This is a genomic window from Lacticaseibacillus sp. 866-1, assembly GCF_016861825.1.
Classification (GTDB): domain Bacteria; phylum Bacillota; class Bacilli; order Lactobacillales; family Lactobacillaceae; genus Lacticaseibacillus.
This window is the reverse complement of the sequence record NZ_BOLU01000062.1, coordinates 1-1011: the sequence shown is the minus strand read 5'-3', so window position 1 is coordinate 1011 and position 1011 is coordinate 1. Positions and strand designations below refer to the sequence as shown.

1 protein-coding gene is annotated in these 1011 nt (G+C 51.4%); it reads right to left on the bottom strand.

Features of this window, described 5'->3' with window-relative positions; all coding sequences use genetic code 11:
* Positions 1–44: 44 nt before the first annotated feature.
* A complete protein-coding gene (locus JUE30_RS11205; RefSeq protein WP_203624890.1) occupies positions 45–836 on the bottom strand; it encodes a hypothetical protein in 792 nt (263 codons plus the stop codon).
* Positions 837–1011 lie beyond the last annotated feature (175 nt).

The following is a 1011-nucleotide window of genomic DNA, read 5'->3' as shown; positions in this document are numbered from 1 at the left end:
CTGGGTCGGTCTGTTCGTGGTGCATCGATCACCAACTTCTCCGCTCAGTCAGTATTCGCAACGCTCCAAACGTTGCTTTCAGACCGACCAGATGCGATTTCATGTCCCAAATACCGAGGTGAATAATCCAGGATCTTAGTCCCACCGTTTGGATGAGTATCGTCGCCAGCAACTGGCGTTGCCGTGATCGTATCTCCATCCTTTGGTGGTTCGATCGAACCTAAGACAGTATCATCGCTGCCATCGCCTTTGGTCCCTGGAAGGTAGAATTCAACCTTACCGTCTTTGCCGTCGCGAACTGATGGCGTCTTCGCATCCGCACCGTCTTTACCATTCTTGATTGTGATCGTCCCGGCTGGTTTCCCGTTAGCCGTCACGTCATAAGTGGTTGTTCCGTCACCGTTATCCTTACCGGTCTGACTGATAACTGGAGTTGCCCCATCGTTACCATTCCATACCGTCGTCACAGTGTCGTCACTGCCATCACCATGCTTAACAGTGATCTTAGTCCCACCGTTTGGATGAGTATCGTCGCCAGCAACTGGCGTTGCCGTGATCGTATCTCCATCCTTTGGTGGTTCGATCGAACCTAAGACGGTATCATCGCTGCCATCGCCTTTGGTCCCTGGAAGGTAGAATTCAACCTTACCGTCTTTGCCGTCGCGAACTGATGGCGTCTTCGCATCTGCGCCGTCTTTACCATTCTTGATCGTGATCGTCCCGGCTGGTTTCCCGTTGGCCGTCACGTCATAAGTGGTTGTTCCGTCACCGTTATCCTTACCGGTCTGACTGATAACTGGAGTTGCCCCATCGTTACCATTCCATACCGTCGTCACAGTCTCGTCACTGCCATCACCATGCTTAACAGTGATCTTCCTGGATTATTCATAGAATTTCAAAAAAGCAGCGTAATCCCACGATTCACACGGGACTGCGCTGCTTTGGTGTTTCACCCATTGGGTGCGCCTATATGCTAAGGTTGAGTCGACAAAAACCATCACGAAAGCGAGG